This window comes from Citrobacter sp. S-77, from assembly GCF_963864895.1.
Classification (GTDB): Bacteria; Pseudomonadota; Gammaproteobacteria; order Enterobacterales; family Enterobacteriaceae; genus Citrobacter; species Citrobacter murliniae.
On sequence record NZ_CAWLWU010000002.1, the window covers coordinates 1,134,866 to 1,150,577 of the forward strand.

A 15,712-nucleotide genomic window follows, 5' to 3' on the forward strand; every position below is an offset into this window, starting at 1 on the left:
CAACAACATCACCCGCTGGGATAACAATAATGAGTAATAACCCGCTGATTGTGCAAAGCAAACTGCCAAATTTAGGTACCACTATATTCACGCAAATGAGCGCGCTGGCGCAGGCTCATCAGGCGATTAACCTCTCCCAGGGTTTTCCTGATTTTGACGGCCCGCACTATTTACAACAACGCCTGGCATATCATGTGGCGCAGGGCGCGAACCAGTATGCGCCGATGACGGGTGTACAGCCGCTTCGCGAAGCCATCGCTGACAAAACCGCCGGGTTGTACGGCTACAAGCCAGATGCTGATAGCGAAGTTACGATCACCGCAGGTGCGACAGAAGCGTTGTATGCCGCTATTACAGCTTTGGTTCGACCCGGAGATGAGGTTATCTGTTTTGATCCCAGCTACGATAGCTATGCGCCTGCAGTGGCGTTATCCGGTGGCGTAGTGAAACGCATTGCGTTGCAACCGCCGCATTTTCGTGTGGACTGGCAGGAGTTTGCCGGGTTACTCAGCGATCGTACCCGCTTGGTTATTCTCAATACGCCGCATAATCCTTCCGCGACAGTCTGGTGCAATGCGGATTTCGACGCGCTGTGGCAGGCGATTAAAGGGCATGAGATTTTTGTCGTTAGCGATGAAGTCTATGAACATATCTGCTTTGCCGCGCACGGGCACTCCAGCGTGCTGGCGCATCCGCAGTTGCGGGAGCGAGCTGTCGCCGTTTCGTCGTTTGGAAAAACCTATCATATGACCGGCTGGAAGGTCGGGTACTGCGTTGCGCCACAGGCCATCAGCGCAGAGTTACGCAAAGTGCATCAGTATTTGACCTTTTCAGTCAACACGCCGGCACAGCTGGCGCTGGCGGATATGCTGCGGGCAGATCCAGCGCATTATCGTGACCTGCCGACGTATTATCAGAAAAAACGTGATGTTCTGGTGGATGCGCTGCGTGACAGTCGGCTGGAAATTTTGCCCTGTGAGGGGACTTATTTTCTGCTGATCGATTACAGTGCAGTCTCTGAACTCAACGATGTTGAGTTTTGCCAGTGGCTGACCAAAGAGGTAGGTGTCGCGGCAATCCCGCTGTCCGTTTTCTGCGCCGATCCTTTCCCACATAAACTGATTCGTCTGTGTTTTGCCAAGCAAGAATCGACGCTGTTGGCGGCGGCAGAACGCCTGTCTTCGCTGTAGCTATTTCACAGTCCAGGCTTTGGAAAATCGACGGTCGGTAAATAACTCTTGCAGGCCGTTGATTTGTTTCAGTCGCAACACCTCGTCATTATCCATTCCCAACTCTGTGCTTATTTTCTCTTCGCTCCAGCCCAGTTGCGACAACTCTCTCACGATTTCAGACATGGCGTGAATTTGATGCCGCCCGCGGGCACGGTTATGGCGGATTGTCGCCGCCATACGTTCATGGCGTTCACGATGTAAACAGGTGACGGGAAGATAACCTTTTAACCGTGCTTTCAGTGAAGGTTTGTTTTTGCCTATTTCATGGCGGTGAAAACCATCGACAATCTCATACTCTTCTGCGCTTGATTCAACGACGACAATAGGTTGTGTGAATCCATCTGCCTCAATGGATTTCAGTAGCAGTTTTTTCTCCGGAGGAGCAACGTTGTTCGGGTTGTAATCATTCGGAGAGATATGTTCGTTTTTTATCCATAACACGCAATCTACCGGTTCATTACGAAATGGACTGACGCTGTGAATTGCCATTCTGAATTCATTGATGGCATCAATTCGTTCTTCTTCTGACAAACCAGAAAGAAACCCGGTAAGTTCCTGAGTTAATCGATGTTGCATAAGAGTCCCCATTCGTGACGTTTTGCTTTCATACGATCGCTATAACGTTGGTAGTTTTTAGGTTTAGTGGGACTAAATGAAAGGGCGCGGCACCAGTAGTCATTATTCAGGAGCACTTTGCAAATACGCCGCCACGACGGAATATCTTTTGAACCGATATCACCCTCTTGCATCAGAGGAATGTCATCTATTCCCTTATTCCTGTACCACTGTAAGTAGACCGCAATTTTGTTGCGGTAATGTTCTGCCGTTGGCACTGGCATGCTGTTCAACAGTAACAGGGCATACTCTTTCCAGTCTAAGTGCTCTGGCTTCAATATTTTCCGGTGACCGTAAAAATGGTTGTCCTGCCCGGCATAAATACCACCACTTTTCACGCCGCTAACGCGGGCGCACATGGCTGCCCAGCGCTCAGGCTCTATAACATGATACAGCCATAGCCCCTGGCGTTGTTCCGGTCCAAACGGTTCACAAATACGCATGTAACGTGTAGGAACGCCAGCCTGATACATCAGGTTATACAAGGGATTACACGGCTTTTGCGTTTTAGCGAACCACGTCCAGATGTCAGCAGTTTTCCAGTCATAAATGGGATAGATATACCAGGTATGCCCCCCAGGCGCTGAGGTGGTCCAGGGTTTATCATCGGCAAAGCGCTGTTTTCGCGAGTTAGCTATCGCTACAAAGCGGTTATATGACTCATCTGATCGTATACCTACCATCATGGCTGCTGGGCGTTTTTCAGAAAACCAATCAGCAAATTCGCGAACAAATTGCTCAAAGGTCATGCCGGATTGATAGAAGGGAAAATAAGACGGATCGGTAATAGCATCTGCGGGAGGTTGACGAACCCACTGTGCATTCGGTTCCCAGCACTGCCATTCGGGTTGATACTGTGAGAGTGAATTTTGTGTTGTTAGCGGTAACGCCACCCAATAAAACGCTTCGATAACATCAGAATAAAGTTCGCGTAACTCCTCTATATGATTGATTGTGCATGAAAATTGTGCCTCCCAGTCGATAAACAAGACGCTGATTTTTTTATGTAACTGGCGTGCAAGCATTGCTGTTAAATGCAGCATTAGCCCGGAATCCTTACCTCCTGATAACGAAACACATATGCGAGGTAAAGTCTCTAGCGTCCAGGATATGCGTTCCTGGGCCGCTTCAAGTACGTTTTGTTTAAGCGGGATTTTGTAAACAGACATATCAAATCCATATGAGATATTACGGGTGACATTCATAATAAATGCTCGTAATAAGATATGCTATTTTGCGTATCGTGCAATCTTTATATATAAATATTCAAATGTTGTATTTGTTACGTAATGACATTTTCTCCATGAATGTATTGTGTAAAAACCTGTTGTATCAAATCACATTCCACTATCCGTTATTTTTTTAATGGTATTAGCGAATCCCTGATTATTAAGTGATGCTCGGTTGTACATTAAAAAAAGCTGTACTTTGGGTAATGCTACATCAATTTTAATCTGTTTAAGATTAAGCGGTGCTGCATAAAAGTCGTAAGCCTCTCGCGGTACCAGACCAATAATATCGGTAGTGGCTATGATATTAGTTATGGAAATTAAAGAGTCACTGTAGAAACCGATTTTACGATTGGTTAAAAAAGAACTCGCTCTTGATTGAAATTCTTTAATGCCTGAGTCATCGGAGAGAAATAATGTAAATTGCTCTTCCAGTATTTGTTCAAGTGTACTGGATTGATTGATCCTTGGGTGATTTCCGCTGCAGATTAACACGTTTTCGATGGTTTTGAATGGGGTGCATATAATTGAGCGATTAGCAATCTGTGACAGCGTGATGATCAGATCAGCTTTTCGGTAAGCCAATAAATCTTCAGCTGTTTCTGCAGACATTAAGATATCCCGATGCTCAATTTCAACGTTCGAATCCTCTCTGAGATATTGAACTAACTTCATCACGCCTGTGGTGGTAATAATTTGCGGACTGTAAATGATAAATTTCTTCTTCAGCGTGGAGTTATTCATAATATTTATTGTCTGCTCCAGACTATTGAGATTATTTTCGAGATGGTGATGCAGATTTATCCCTGTCACGGTAGGGGTAATTCCCTTTCCGGAACGGATAAACAGAGGGTCATTAAACTGAGTGCGTAATCTATGTAGCGACTGGCTGACTGCGGATGGCGTAATGTACAGCGTTTCAGCTGCCTTGCTAATACTTAAATGTTGATAGATGCATTCAAAAATAACCAGCAGGTTGAGATCGAATTTTTTGAGGTCGTAAAGGTTAGCCATATATCCATTCCTGTCTTAGCTTTGCTCTGAAATATTCCGTTTCATTATGTCTAAGTTATTAATCATTCTTAGCGCATATCCATTTAAATTTTAATGAACAGTTAACTAAAACTAAAGTAGCACAGCCTGTGTTAATTGTACGAGGAAAAAGTGTGATGAGCGATCGATATGAAAATGATAATAATCACTCATCGTATTATCTTTATTCAGTGCCCATAATGATGTTCAATTTTTCCTTATCTGGCAAACCTACTTCCTGTTGCAATGTATTGTCTTTACTCATGTAATAGATTGCCGGTGTCACGTTAGCGCCCAAATCGTCCATTAATTTTTGATTGATATTCAGTGCCTTCAGTTGCTCTGAAGGGGGAGATGCCGGCATGTCCAGTTTCATTTTACCGCTGGAGGCCTCATAGTCGTGCCAGGTCTTAGCCGGATCTTTGGTTGCCAGAATTGCCGCCGCAGTAGCCGGGCTTTCGGGTTTAATCACGCCTACCAGCAGCGTTCGTAACTGAACTTTACCAGATTCAACCCATGGACGCGCTTGCTGCCAGAACTGTTTGCAGTACGGGCAGAAAGGGTCGGCAAATACATAGACGATAACCGGAGCCTCTTTTTTGCCGTCCAGGATCCAGTGTGCTTTTTCCATACGCTGCCACATTTCGCGCCCTGCAGGTGCATAGATTTCTTTTTCTATCAGCTCATTACTGAGGTTTTCGCCTTTTTCGTTATACATATAGCCGGAGATAGCATGTTTTCCGTCTGGTGTGACATAGATAGTCACGCCCATGTCCTGGTATTTTCCCAGGTAGCCTTTCATCCCACCCGGCGCGTCAAACGGCTTCAGGATTGTAATGCCTTGTTTCTCAATCGCTTTAACGGCGTCCGGGAGGTCTTCGGCGTGTACGACGGCAGGTAACAGGGCTAAGAGTAATGTACGTTTGAGCATTGATTTTCCTTATAAAATCAGAAGGAAAGGGGGCTGAGTTGTAAAACCTATCACAGCCATAGGTAAGACCGACAGTCTGTCGATTGCCCTTTCGTTCGCTGGGTGATGTAATCCCAATCGCTGTTACAACCTTTGTTAAGGTAATGTAGAGCGCAACACTTAGCCAGCACTGCTGGCACTGAAGTTATCTGCGGGTAACTCGGGTAATGGGGCTCCCTGCAAAGGGGGCCTTTTTTACTTTTGGCTTAGAGTTATCAAAATGGGTTGAGTCGGTTGTTAGTTAACGCTTATTGATTTGATAAAGGAAACGCATTAGCCCTGAGAAGAGATTTTCGTTAACTTATCCCTCAACGAAAACACGGAGGAAGTACAGATGTCTTTGATTAATACAAAAATTAAACCTTTCAAAAACCAGGCGTTCAAAAACGGTGAGTTCATCGAAGTAACCGAGAAAGATACCGAAGGTCGTTGGAGTGTCTTCTTCTTCTACCCGGCTGACTTTACTTTCGTTTGCCCGACCGAACTGGGTGACGTTGCAGACCATTATGAAGAACTGCAGAAGCTGGGCGTAGACGTTTACTCTGTTTCTACCGACACCCACTTTACTCACAAAGCATGGCACAGCAGCTCTGAAACCATCGCCAAAATCAAATATGCGATGATCGGTGACCCGACTGGCGCCCTGACCCGTAACTTTGACAACATGCGTGAAGATGAAGGTCTGGCTGACCGCGCAACTTTCGTTGTTGACCCGCAGGGCATCATTCAGGCAATCGAAGTTACCGCTGAAGGTATCGGCCGTGATGCGTCTGACCTGCTGCGTAAAATTAAAGCAGCTCAGTACGTTGCTTCTCACCCAGGCGAAGTTTGCCCGGCGAAATGGAAAGAAGGCGAAGCCACATTAGCTCCATCTCTGGACCTGGTTGGTAAGATTTAAGTCGCATAATTTGTAGGCCGGATAAACGCAGTGCATCCGGCATTCCACAGGCGCAAATTTGCGCCTGTTTCATTCCAGCACCATGACGCAAGTTGCATTAATGCAGTCCCGCGAAGTCGGCTTGCATGATGATGTTTCAGAGAGGGAAGAACAATGCTCGACACAAATATGAAAACCCAGCTCAAGGCTTATCTTGAGAAACTGACCAAACCTGTTGAGCTGATTGCAACGCTGGATGACAGCGCTAAATCGGCAGAAATCAAGGAACTGCTGACTGAAATTGCTGAGCTTTCAGAGAAAGTCACCTTCAAAGAAGACAACACTCTGGCAGTACGTAAGCCCTCGTTCCTGATTACGAATCCGGGCTCCAGCCAGGGGCCGCGTTTTGCCGGTTCCCCATTGGGCCACGAGTTTACCTCACTGGTACTGGCACTGTTGTGGACCGGTGGTCATCCGTCTAAAGAGGCGCAGTCTCTGCTGGAGCAGATCAGCGCCCTCGACGGGGATTTTGAGTTTGAAACCTATTACTCTTTGTCCTGCCATAACTGCCCGGACGTGGTGCAGGCACTGAACCTGATGGCGGTTCTGAATCCGCGTATCAAACATACGGCGATTGATGGCGGCACATTCCAGAATGAGATTACCGATCGTAACGTGATGGGCGTTCCGGCGGTGTATATGAACGGTAAAGAGTTTGGTCAGGGCCGTATGACGCTGACTGAAATCGTGGCAAAAATGGACACTGGCGCAGAGAAACGTGCAGCAGAAGAGCTAAATAAGCGTGACGCTTACGATGTGCTGATCGTCGGTTCTGGTCCTGCTGGGGCTGCTGCTGCAGTTTATTCTGCGCGTAAAGGTATTCGAACCGGCCTGATGGGCGAACGCTTTGGTGGCCAGGTACTTGATACCGTTGATATCGAAAACTATATCTCGGTGCCGAAAACCGAGGGGCAGAAACTGGCTGGCGCACTGAAAGCACACGTTGATGATTATGATGTTGATGTCATTGATAGCCAGAGCGCCAGCAAACTGGTTCCGGCGGCGACGGAAGGTGGCTTGCATCAGATTGAAACCGCTTCCGGCGCAGTACTGAAAGCGCGCAGTATAATCATTGCGACCGGTGCTAAGTGGCGCAACATGAACGTTCCAGGCGAAGACCAGTATCGCACCAAAGGCGTTACCTATTGCCCACACTGTGACGGCCCGCTGTTTAAAGGTAAACGCGTAGCAGTCATTGGCGGTGGTAACTCTGGCGTTGAAGCGGCTATCGATCTGGCTGGTATTGTTGAGCATGTGACTTTGCTGGAGTTTGCTCCGGAAATGAAGGCTGACCAGGTTCTGCAGAATAAAGTTCGCAGCCTGAAAAATGTCGATATCATTCTGAATGCACAAACAACCGAAGTGAAAGGCGATGGCAGCAAGGTTACCGGTCTGGAATATCGCGATCGCGTCAGTGGCGATGTCCACAATGTCGAATTGTCAGGTATTTTTGTTCAGATTGGCCTGCTGCCGAATACCAACTGGCTGGAAGGCTCCGTTGAACGTAACCGCATGGGTGAAATTATCATCGATGCCAAGTGTGAAACCAGCGTGAAGGGCGTTTTCGCGGCTGGCGACTGCACTACCGTACCGTACAAACAGATTATCATCGCCACCGGCGAGGGCGCGAAAGCATCGCTGAGCTCCTTTGATTATCTGATTCGTACAACTACAGCATAAGAAAAGTAAGACTCACCTGCAAAACCAAAACCGTCAGTTACCCACTGGCGGTTTTTTTATTTTCCCCGCCCCCTATTGTCAATTCTTGAAACAATAAATCTGATAAGACATCGTTTTTAACGTAGTGAATGATTTATTTAATCAAAGAATGATTTAGCCCTTTCGATATTATAACGCCTCTGTTTGTTACATATATTCATTATGTGAATGAGGAGCTTTTCATTCATGGATTTAAATTATGAAGCTCTGACGAAATTTGAGTCGGCAGGGTTGTTGTTACGTGATTTTTTTATTTCTTATGACGGGGGTTCACTTAAGTCTGCTTATATTTCACTGGCTGATGAATCGGGTAATTTCACTGGTCAGGACTGGCTGGATATCGAATACGATTTCAATGCGCTTTTTGTCGGCCCGTTAGCGTTGAAAGCTGCACCCTACGCCTCGGTGTACCTGGAAGACGAGGCGCTGGTGATGGGAAAAGCCACCTTGTGCCACCGGGAGTTCATGGAAAAACTCGGATTGTCTGCAAATCAAGAAAATAGCATACCAGATGATCATATTTCTTATGTCCTGGAGTTGGCTGTTTTACTGAGTGCCAATTCCAGGAAATCTGCTGAATATATTCCGGTATTTAATCAGTATGTAATGGAATATATAGCAAAATGGGTGCCGGATTATATCGATAAAATCAAAATAAATGCACAAACCGCCGCACTGCAAAACATAGCGGGAAAATTATCTTATTGGCTTGGTGAATTAATAACGAGAGTATCATATGAGCAATGAACAGGGACTTCTGAACAGACGTTCTTTTTTAAAGGGACTGGCTGCACTTAGTGCTGTAGCCGCCTTACCGGGGGGATTATTGTCATCGCGCTGTGCTTACGCGCAACCGCCAGTTCCATTTAACCCTAAAACTTACACTATTCATCGCAATGCATGCCCACGTAACTGCTACGACACCTGCAGCCTGAAAACCTGGGTGAAAGATGATGTGATCACCTTTGTGGAAGGGGCTACGGAGTCCACATTTACCCACGGGACGCCTTGCGTGAAAGGACTGACTTATCCTCGCCGGGTGTACAGCCCCGATCGCATTAAATATCCAATGGTTCAGGATGGCCGTGGTAGCGGCAAATGGCGTCGGGTTTCCTGGGATGAGGCGATGCAACGGATTGCCAAAAAAATGCTGGAAATCAAAAAGAAAGACGGCTCAATGCTGGGGCTGGCTCTGTCTAAATATTCCGGCAACCTCGGAGTGATGGGGTATGCCGTTGAAGGGATGATGTCTTCTCTGGGGTACACCACGCGCTTCGCCGGTACACCGTGCTGGCCTGCGGGTATTGATGCTCAGAATTACGATATGGGGGATATGTGGTGTAACGATCCGGAAGATTTTGTGAAAGCAAAATACATTATCATCTGGGGGGCAAACCCGGCGTGGTGCTCCATGCACACAATGAAGTACATCTACCAGGCTCGGGAAAAAGGCGCGAAGATTGTCGTTATTGATCCGCTGCTGACGCAAACGGCAGCAAAAGCCGACCTGTACCTGCGTGTTCGCCCTGGTTCAGATGGCGCGCTGGCCCTCGGCATGGCACGGCATCTGGTGAATAAGGGGCTGGTTGATCAGGATTTTGTGAACAACTATTCCCATGGCTACGCGGAATTTGAAGACTACCTGCGTAATAACGTCACTGTTGAGTGGGCGTCAGAAATTTGTGGTCTGTCAGCAGAAGTTATCCGCGAGCTGGCGGAGGAGTTTACCGCTGTTAATCCTGCCACCGTGTGGATTGGCTACGGTATGCAGCGGCACGTCAATGGCGGTGCAAACGTGCGAGCGATCGATGCCTTTGTGGCGATGACTGGCAATATCGGTATTGAAGGTGGCGGCGCTCGCTACGGACATTTGCAAACCTGGGGCTACAGTTACCACGGCATGATGCAGAAACCGCCAGAGGGTTCTGTGGGGATGAAAGGTGCTGGTGGCCCGGTGGGTGAGTTTGTCAGCGATAGCGGTGAAAAAAGCGAATACTCTGATCGTGCGTTGAATATCAACCAGACGGCACAGGGCATTCTCGACGCCAGCGAACCACCGGTACGAATGTTATGGGTGGCCTCTAAAAACCCGTTTGCCCAGGATTTCGATCGCAACAAGATGGTTAAAGCGTTCGACAAACTGGAAATGGTGGTTTGCGTCGATCAGTTCTTTAACGAGACTGTTCAGCATGCGGATATTGTATTACCCGTCACCACAACCTTTGAGCAATGGGATGTATCTTCGTCTTATTGGCACTATTGGTTATCCGTCAACCAACCGGCGATTAAACCGTTGTATGAGTGCAAAAGCGACCCGGAAATAGCCGCACTGTTATCTAAAACCATCAATAAACTGGAACCTGGTTCGTGTACCTTCCCGCAAGAGTTTGATGCCAAAAGCTGGCTGGATCAGGAATTCAATGAGGCGATGGGTAAACAATTTGGGATTGCTGGCTGGGACGACCTGCTTGAAGGGCCTCGCAAAGCGAAAATGGTCAGCTCTGCGGCCTGGTATGATCGCAAATTCAAAACGCCATCTGGCAAGTACGAGTTTAAATCTGAGCGCTGTGCGGAAAATGGCCACACTGCCTTGCCTGAATATAAAGCTGGTGCTATGGGAACGCTGCCGTTCCACCTGTTTACACCTCACCTCCAGTACGGATTGCATTCACAGTTCGTAAATCTGGACTGGATGCAGGTTTTCTGGCCTGAACCGTTCGTTTATATCCATCCGTTTGCCGCACAGAAAAAGGGTATTGCTGAAGGCGATCTCGTCAAAGTTTTCAACGAGGCGGGTCACGTTGAGCTGCGCGCCAAAATCACTACCAACGTCCCGGAAGATTTCCTTGTGATGTATGAATCCTGGTTCAATAAGCTTAGTTACAACGTCCAGAACGTGGTTAAGGACACTCCGGCCGATATGGGCAAAATGGCGACCGGTGCGCCAGGTGCGGCCATTCACAGTCAATTTGTTGATATTACTCTGTTGGGAAGTAAAGGAGCCGCAGCATGAGACGCGCGTTTTTAGTCAATAGCGATAAGTGCATCGGCTGCCGTGGCTGCGCGATGGCGTGTAAAAGTTTTAACCAACTGGAGCCGGAGCGGTACTGGCGTTATGTCTATCCGCTGGATAAAGAAATTTATCCGCATGAGGAGCGGGCATTTTACTCGCTGGCCTGCAACCATTGTGAAAACCCGGCCTGTCTTGCAGCCTGCCCGGTAGAGGCATACACCAAACGTGAAGACGGCGTGGTTGTGCATAACCCGGAGCGCTGCATCGGGTGTAAAAACTGTATCCGCAATTGTCCTTACGGCGCTCCGCGCTTTAATGAGGAAACGAAAAAAGCGGAAAAATGCAGTATGTGTTACGAGCGTCTTGATATCGGTATGAATCCGGCGTGTGTGAATGCCTGTCCGGTGGGGGCGCTAACGCTTATTGACCTGGATGCCGACCCCATACCAAATAATGCGGTGCAGTACCCGCCGGGATTCCCGCGTATGCCGCAGCTTAACCCCGGGACGCGTTTCATACTGGCACGTCAACCGAAGCAACCGGAGGGCAAGTAATGGAAAAATACGAACTTCCTCTGGTGGTCTTTACCGTACTCAGCCAGATGTCGGTGGGGATGACGTTAATCCTGACGTTGCGTACGCTGCGTGGAGAACTGGAAAGTAAACGTCTTTATTGGCTGGTCAGCGGACTGTTACTGGCGGCGGCATCCGTTGCGGCGGTATTACACCTCGCGCATCCGGATCGTGCCTACAATGCCCTGATTAACTTACAGCACGCCTGGCTGAGCCGCGAAATTCTCGGCGCAACGTTATACGGCGCGGCGGTCGGCGTAACGTTTTTGGCTAAAGGGCATAAGATCCCGGCTGTACTGGCATCCCTTCTCGGTATGGCGCTGGTGGCGGTGCAGGGCATGACCTATGCCGCGCCAGCGATGGTCGCTATCGCCAATGGTCTGACGATGCTGCTGTTCTTTATCACTGTATGGGTAATGGGTTGTGCGGCGATCCCACTGTTGAATCTCACGCCGGCAGTTGCTGCATTGCGTCAGGGGATCCTGGTCTGCATGGCGGTACTGATTGTCGCGCCGATTATCTGGCTAAGTGGTGGAACAATCATGCAGATGACGGCTCATGCCTGGCTTACATCCCCGCTTTACCTGGCAAGTCTGGTGTGCCTGGCGGTGGCGTTCGTGCTGAGCCGCAATGGTGAACGTAGAGCGAAAACACTCTTTGTACTGCTGTTCATTGGCGTGTTTTTGAGTCGTTTGACCTTCTTTGGTGATACCGTCAGCACCATCGTGAATATTGGTCATTTGTACTGAGGGCCATAAAATATAAACCCCAGCCAGGTAAAATCCTGGCTGGGGTTTTCTGTCTTATCTTAGTTCGAATTAACGCACAACCAGTACCGGTAGAGTTGCATGGCGAACCACGCTGGAGGCGTTAGAACCGAGGAGGTGCGTGCTAATTGACGGATTGCGTGAGCCAATGACCACTACATCCGCATTCAGTTCTTCACCCAACTCATTGACGACGTCACGCACGCTGCCAAAGCGGACATGCTGCTTGATCCGCGAAGGATCGATGCTGAAGTGGCCGACCATAGTTTGCAGACGAGTTTCTGCTTCGTGTTGCAGATGCTCTTCAAAACGGCGAACGTCAGCGGCAAAACGGTGCAGGCTTAAGCTGGCTGAACCCGGAAGCACATGCAGCAGGTGGATCACACCTTTATCTTGTGCCAGAAATTCTGCATGGCGAACAGCCTTGTCGCTCAGTTCCATTTCAAATACATCAACAGGCATTATGATTGTGTTGTACATAAGCATTCTCCTTGTCATTACATGAATACATAACAGCATACTATTAAATATGATTCTGTCAGTCACGACACAGATTTATGTTTTGCCAACAGAAGTGCGGGAAACAGCAATAAAGCTAATGCAACGGTGGGAGGAATGAAACCGGAAAGAGGATGCGGATGCATCCCCTGTAAGATAAAGCGGGTGCTTTGATAAGACAGAGTTAGCGCAGGTAGTCGCCCGCTGCTTCAGGCTGGTACTCAAGCGCAATGACTTCAAGGTGAGTTGATGTACCGCCTGGTAGCTCCCAGTGGATAGTGTCGCCAACGCGCAGACCCAGCAGGGCGGCACCAACGGGCGCCATTACCGAAAGCTGAGTATTGCTGTCAGTCATATTGGCCGGATACACCAGAGTACGCACACGGATTTCGCCATCACTCAGATTGCGGAACTTCACACGACTGTTCATGGTCACCACATCGTGCGGCATGGTTTCTGGAGAACACATTTGGGCACGATCCAGCTCGGCGTTTAAAGCGTCGGCAATCGGTAAACCAGCAAACGCAGGTTGCTCCAACAGGCGGTCAATGCGTTCGGCATCGAGGTCGTTAATGATGATAGTTGGTCTGGACATTTATTACTCCATGTCGTCGATACTGCGGGTGCGCAGGTAAATAATCCCAAAAGAAAACCCTCACCGTCAGGCGGCAAGGGTTTAACTTCACCGATGATACTGAGACTTACCCCAGGTTTGAAGTGATTTAGTTCACATTCAGGCGATCAATAACCGACTTTATCAAGTACGAATCGTTTACCGCAGTTACCAGGATGCGGTTGTGACAGGAACGATGTCGCAGAAAGCGGGGCGTTAATCATAGCGGCCTTAAGCGTAAATTGAATTTCCGTCAGATAAGCCGGGTTACCGTGGCAGCTTAATTTCACCGCTTTCACGCTCTCTTTGCCCCATGTTTTGGCAATTGCTGCGTCAAAATCATCGCGACTGACCGTTTTTCCATAGTTGTCCGCAAGAAAGACGCCCAATGCGCTGTTCTTTACTTCATTATTCAGACGCACCATCGTACCGAAGTATGCGTCAGGGTCAAAACCAAAGCAGGCCCCGTGTTTGGCGTATTCGTAACGCTCCAGGCAGGATTTACCACCGGCACCGGGCATCACAGTGCTTAGTTTTGCCGCACTTTCCGGTGACAGACCGGTTTGTGGTGCGGCACATTTACGACTGGCACGTGCTTCCGGCAGGTTGGGAATAGGGCGAGTTGCGCAGCCAAATCGCATCCACCGACGATTATCCACACCGCGCGCGGCGATTGATTTAGGCAGACCTGGCCACAAGCCGTGAACGGTCAGGAAATCCGCTTTGTTTGCGGTCTCTTTTTGCAGGCGGCATTCGTCGGGTTCCTGACGGTTACGTTCATGTTGACTCTGACAAAACCCAGTCTGCCAGGAGAGTGCCAGCACGTAGCTGCTAAAATCGCTGTACTGTTTTGCCTGAAGCTCGTCGGCCTGAGCCACTGAAACCGGGAGCACAAGCGTAGCCAGTAAAGAACAATAACGCCATCTTGATGTCATGATGAATTCGGATACTTATATGATTTCTGAATGTCATCTATTTAACCATAAAAAATGCCAGTCAGGTTTAGCTGACTGGCATCATTTTAGCTATGCGTTGAGCGGGGAGATTAGCTCCACATTGCCAGAATCGGCCAACCGACCAGCAGGAGCATAGAGATATAAATTACGCCGAAGATCGCGCCAAGACGCCAGTAGTCTTTTGACTTCACGTAACCGCAGCCGTAGATAATTACGCCAGGGCCGGTTGCATACGGAGTCAGACAACCCATGATACCGATGGACAGAACCAGCAGAATACACAGATGTTCCATCGGCACGCCCGGAATACCTTTACCGACGGCCAGAATAACCGGCAGCATGGTCGCGGTATGCGCAGAAAGGCTGGCAAACAGGTAGTGAGCAAAGTAGAACACCAGCACCAGTACGATGACAGTCGCATTAGGCGAGAAGCCTTCCAGGTGGGTGCTCATGGTATTGGCGAACCAGTCGATAAAGCCAGAACGGGTTAAACCGTTTGCCATCACCACCAGTGTAGCGAGGTTAACCAGCGTGTTCCATGCACTGTTATAGCGGGTGATGTCTTTCCACGGAACAACGTGCAGAGCCAGCATCAGGGAGACTGCCAGCAGACCTACTGCAGTCGCATCAATCAGTTCACCACCGAAGACCCACAAGCCTAAGCTGAGCAGGACCAGACCGATCAGGGTCATCTCTTTACGGGTCAGTTTACCCATAGTTTTGAGTTCGTCACCGGCCCATGCGGCAACTTCGGCACTATGCGTTACTTCCGGTTTGTACAGAACGTAGGACAGCCACGGGGCAACGATCAGTAAAATAATCCCGACCGGCAGGAAGCTCAGGAACCATTGCAGCCAGCTGATTTGAATGCCCGCGATTTTGTTAACGAACTCCAGGCCCAACACGTTCGGCGCAGCGCCGGTAACGAACATAGAGGAGCTAAGGCTGGTACTGATAACCATCATCCACATCAGATATCCGCCAATACGGCGAGCGGAAGGATCGTTCGGGAATGATTTAAACAGCGGCGGCAGGTTTTTGATAACCGGGAATACGGTACCACCGGTACGCGCGGTGTTGGACGGTGTAAACGGCGCCAGCAGAATGTCGATAATAACAATCGCATAGCCCAGCGTCAGGGTACGTTTACCCATGAATTTCACCAGGAACAGCGCGATACGACGGCCCAGGCCGGTGACTTCATAACCCAGTGCGAAAATGAAAGCACCAAATACCAGCCACACAGTGGTGCTGGAGAAGCCTGCCAGCCCCCATTTCAGAGCCTGTTTACCGGCGTTGAAGTCCGGGTTAGCCAGCTCTTTGGCATCAAAAAGCAGGTAATTACTGCCGATAACGCAAATTGTGACGGCAATGAAGCTAATCGCCGTTGCCGGGATTGGCTCGAGGATCATACCGACAATCATCGCCACAAACACGGCAAAGTAGTGCCAGGCCTGTGGAGGCATTCCATCTGGGACGGGGATAAGAAACATGACGCCCATTACAATCAATGGAGCGAATAACTTCCATATACTATCTTTTGATAAAGACATGAATGA

General features: G+C 48.9%; 15 protein-coding genes. 7 read left to right on the top strand and 8 right to left on the bottom strand.

Features of this window, described 5'->3' with window-relative positions:
* The first annotated feature begins 29 nt into the window (after positions 1–29).
* Positions 30–1,190, top strand: a complete 1,161-nt coding sequence (locus tag AACS05_RS05900; protein ID WP_045440992.1) for a pyridoxal phosphate-dependent aminotransferase — start codon at positions 30–32, stop codon at positions 1,188–1,190.
* Here the strand turns inward: AACS05_RS05900 and AACS05_RS05905 are convergent, their stop codons facing one another.
* The 4 genes from AACS05_RS05905 to dsbG form a co-directional block, all read right to left on the bottom strand.
* Positions 1,191–1,808, bottom strand: coding sequence for an IbrB-like domain-containing protein (locus AACS05_RS05905; RefSeq protein WP_045440994.1), 618 nt, complete (start codon positions 1,806–1,808; stop codon positions 1,191–1,193).
* Positions 1,793–3,016 carry a phosphoadenosine phosphosulfate reductase gene (locus AACS05_RS05910; RefSeq protein WP_045440996.1) on the bottom strand — a complete coding sequence of 408 codons (1,224 nt, stop codon included), beginning with the start codon at positions 3,014–3,016 and terminating at the stop codon, positions 1,793–1,795. The genes AACS05_RS05905 and AACS05_RS05910 overlap by 16 nt, the downstream gene beginning before the upstream one ends.
* Before the next feature lie 168 nt (positions 3,017–3,184).
* A complete protein-coding gene (gene citR, locus AACS05_RS05915) occupies positions 3,185–4,090 on the bottom strand; it encodes a DNA-binding transcriptional repressor CitR (RefSeq protein ID WP_045440998.1) in 906 nt (301 codons plus the stop codon).
* 202 nt (positions 4,091–4,292) lie between these two features.
* Positions 4,293–5,039, bottom strand: a complete 747-nt coding sequence (dsbG, locus tag AACS05_RS05920; protein WP_045441000.1) for a thiol:disulfide interchange protein DsbG — start codon at positions 5,037–5,039, stop codon at positions 4,293–4,295.
* A 373-nt stretch (positions 5,040–5,412) separates the two neighbouring features.
* On the opposite strand from dsbG, the gene ahpC reads away from it, so the two are divergent.
* From ahpC to AACS05_RS05950, 6 genes are all read left to right on the top strand, one after another.
* Complete coding sequence (gene ahpC / locus AACS05_RS05925) at positions 5,413–5,976, top strand: alkyl hydroperoxide reductase subunit C (RefSeq protein ID WP_002894394.1); 564 nt, start codon at positions 5,413–5,415, stop codon at positions 5,974–5,976.
* Between the two features lie 153 nt (positions 5,977–6,129).
* Complete coding sequence (gene ahpF, locus AACS05_RS05930; RefSeq protein WP_045441004.1) at positions 6,130–7,695, top strand: alkyl hydroperoxide reductase subunit F; 1,566 nt, start codon at positions 6,130–6,132, stop codon at positions 7,693–7,695.
* Between the two features lie 225 nt (positions 7,696–7,920).
* The gene (locus tag AACS05_RS05935) at positions 7,921–8,481 is read left to right on the top strand and encodes a TorD/DmsD family molecular chaperone (protein WP_045441006.1); all 561 of its coding nucleotides are present in this window, start codon (positions 7,921–7,923) and stop codon (positions 8,479–8,481) included.
* Complete coding sequence (locus AACS05_RS05940) at positions 8,471–10,747, top strand: molybdopterin-dependent oxidoreductase (RefSeq protein WP_045441008.1); 2,277 nt, start codon at positions 8,471–8,473, stop codon at positions 10,745–10,747. The genes AACS05_RS05935 and AACS05_RS05940 overlap by 11 nt, the downstream gene beginning before the upstream one ends.
* Positions 10,744–11,301 (top strand): 4Fe-4S dicluster domain-containing protein, encoded by a 558-nt coding sequence (locus AACS05_RS05945; RefSeq protein WP_045441010.1) that lies wholly within the window; start codon positions 10,744–10,746, stop codon positions 11,299–11,301. Before AACS05_RS05940 ends, AACS05_RS05945 begins: the two co-directional genes overlap by 4 nt.
* Positions 11,301–12,068 (top strand): dimethyl sulfoxide reductase anchor subunit family protein, encoded by a 768-nt coding sequence (locus AACS05_RS05950; protein ID WP_045441012.1) that lies wholly within the window; start codon positions 11,301–11,303, stop codon positions 12,066–12,068. Before AACS05_RS05945 ends, AACS05_RS05950 begins: the two co-directional genes overlap by 1 nt.
* A 69-nt stretch (positions 12,069–12,137) precedes the next feature.
* Here AACS05_RS05950 and uspG read toward each other — a convergent pair whose 3' ends face one another.
* The 4 genes from uspG to citT all read right to left on the bottom strand — a co-directional run bounded on the left by uspG (position 12,138) and on the right by citT (position 15,706).
* Complete coding sequence (uspG, locus tag AACS05_RS05955) at positions 12,138–12,566, bottom strand: universal stress protein UspG (protein ID WP_005120854.1); 429 nt, start codon at positions 12,564–12,566, stop codon at positions 12,138–12,140.
* Positions 12,567–12,768: 202 nt separating this feature from the next.
* Positions 12,769–13,179 carry a nucleoside diphosphate kinase regulator gene (gene rnk / locus AACS05_RS05960; protein ID WP_045441015.1) on the bottom strand — a complete coding sequence of 137 codons (411 nt, stop codon included), beginning with the start codon at positions 13,177–13,179 and terminating at the stop codon, positions 12,769–12,771.
* A gap of 146 nt (positions 13,180–13,325) precedes the next feature.
* Positions 13,326–14,132 carry a ribonuclease I gene (rna, locus tag AACS05_RS05965; protein ID WP_045441016.1) on the bottom strand — a complete coding sequence of 269 codons (807 nt, stop codon included), beginning with the start codon at positions 14,130–14,132 and terminating at the stop codon, positions 13,326–13,328.
* Positions 14,133–14,242: 110 nt separating this feature from the next.
* A complete protein-coding gene (gene citT, locus AACS05_RS05970) occupies positions 14,243–15,706 on the bottom strand; it encodes a citrate/succinate antiporter CitT (RefSeq protein WP_045441017.1) in 1,464 nt (487 codons plus the stop codon).
* Positions 15,707–15,712 lie beyond the last annotated feature (6 nt).

Bases quoted from the DNA above. Each gene is read 5' to 3' on its own strand.
- ahpF (WP_045441004.1), top strand. From the start codon at position 6,130: ATGCTCGACACAAATATGAAAACCCAGCTCAAGGCTTATCTTGAGAAA.
- rnk (WP_045441015.1), bottom strand. From the start codon at position 13,179: ATGTCCAGACCAACTATCATCATTAACGACCTCGATGCCGAACGCATT.
- uspG (WP_005120854.1), bottom strand. From the start codon at position 12,566: ATGTACAACACAATCATAATGCCTGTTGATGTATTTGAAATGGAACTG.
- AACS05_RS05940 (WP_045441008.1), top strand. From the start codon at position 8,471: ATGAGCAATGAACAGGGACTTCTGAACAGACGTTCTTTTTTAAAGGGA.
- rna (WP_045441016.1), bottom strand. From the start codon at position 14,132: ATGACATCAAGATGGCGTTATTGTTCTTTACTGGCTACGCTTGTGCTC.
- dsbG (WP_045441000.1), bottom strand. From the start codon at position 5,039: ATGCTCAAACGTACATTACTCTTAGCCCTGTTACCTGCCGTCGTACAC.
- citR (WP_045440998.1), bottom strand. From the start codon at position 4,090: ATGGCTAACCTTTACGACCTCAAAAAATTCGATCTCAACCTGCTGGTT.
- AACS05_RS05905 (WP_045440994.1), bottom strand. From the start codon at position 1,808: ATGCAACATCGATTAACTCAGGAACTTACCGGGTTTCTTTCTGGTTTG.
- ahpC (WP_002894394.1), top strand. From the start codon at position 5,413: ATGTCTTTGATTAATACAAAAATTAAACCTTTCAAAAACCAGGCGTTC.
- AACS05_RS05900 (WP_045440992.1), top strand. From the start codon at position 30: ATGAGTAATAACCCGCTGATTGTGCAAAGCAAACTGCCAAATTTAGGT.
- AACS05_RS05945 (WP_045441010.1), top strand. From the start codon at position 10,744: ATGAGACGCGCGTTTTTAGTCAATAGCGATAAGTGCATCGGCTGCCGT.
- citT (WP_045441017.1), bottom strand. From the start codon at position 15,706: ATGTCTTTATCAAAAGATAGTATATGGAAGTTATTCGCTCCATTGATT.
- AACS05_RS05950 (WP_045441012.1), top strand. From the start codon at position 11,301: ATGGAAAAATACGAACTTCCTCTGGTGGTCTTTACCGTACTCAGCCAG.
- AACS05_RS05935 (WP_045441006.1), top strand. From the start codon at position 7,921: ATGGATTTAAATTATGAAGCTCTGACGAAATTTGAGTCGGCAGGGTTG.
- AACS05_RS05910 (WP_045440996.1), bottom strand. From the start codon at position 3,016: ATGTCTGTTTACAAAATCCCGCTTAAACAAAACGTACTTGAAGCGGCC.